The organism is Burkholderia sp. BCC1638 (assembly GCF_902833195.1).
Lineage (GTDB): Bacteria > Pseudomonadota > Gammaproteobacteria > Burkholderiales > Burkholderiaceae > Burkholderia > Burkholderia diffusa.
Map to the genome: position 1 here is coordinate 1 of NZ_CADFEC010000096.1, position 673 is coordinate 673.

The window sequence follows — 673 nt, forward strand, 5'->3', positions numbered from 1 at the left end:
CTTCGAGCACCGCTTCGACATGGTCCGCGCGCGTTACCGGAGCCTGCTCGACGGGGCGATCCGCCATCGCCGCGCGGTGATCGCCGGCTTCGTGCTGGCCTGTCTCGCGTCCTCCTCGCTGTTCGCCTTCGCCGGCCGCGACTTCTTTCCGGCCGTCGACACCGGCGAGATCCGCCTGCACCTGCGCGCGCCGACCGGCACGCGGATCGAACAGACCGCGCGGCTCGCCGACGAGGTGGAAGCGAAGATCCGCAGCGTGATACCGCCCGCGCAGATCGCCTCGGTGCTCGACGATATCGGCGTGCCGGTCAGCGGCATCAACCTCAGCTACGACTCGAGCGGCGCGATCGGCACCCAGGACGCCACCGTGCTGATCACGCTGAAAGCGGGCCACGCACCGACAGCCGGCTACGTCGCGCGCCTGCGCAACACGCTGGCCACCGCCTTTCCCGGCGTCGGCTTCGCCTTCCTGCCGGCCGACATCGTCAGCCAGATCCTCAACTTCGGGCTGCCCTCGCCGATCGACATCCAGATCGTCGGCAACCGGCTCGACGCCAATCGTCGGGTGGCCAACCAGTTGCTCGCGCAACTGCGCGGCGTGCCGGGGCTGGTCGACGCGCGCATCCAGCAGCCCGGCGACGAGCCCGCCATCGACGTCGAGGTCGACCGCACG

Annotated in this window: 1 protein-coding gene; it reads left to right on the forward strand. The window is 70.4% G+C overall.

Translation table 11 applies throughout. The features are described from left to right. Window positions 1–673: efflux RND transporter permease subunit (locus tag HWX22_RS31350; RefSeq protein ID WP_175917000.1), on the forward strand; the 673-nt coding region annotated here is incomplete at both ends.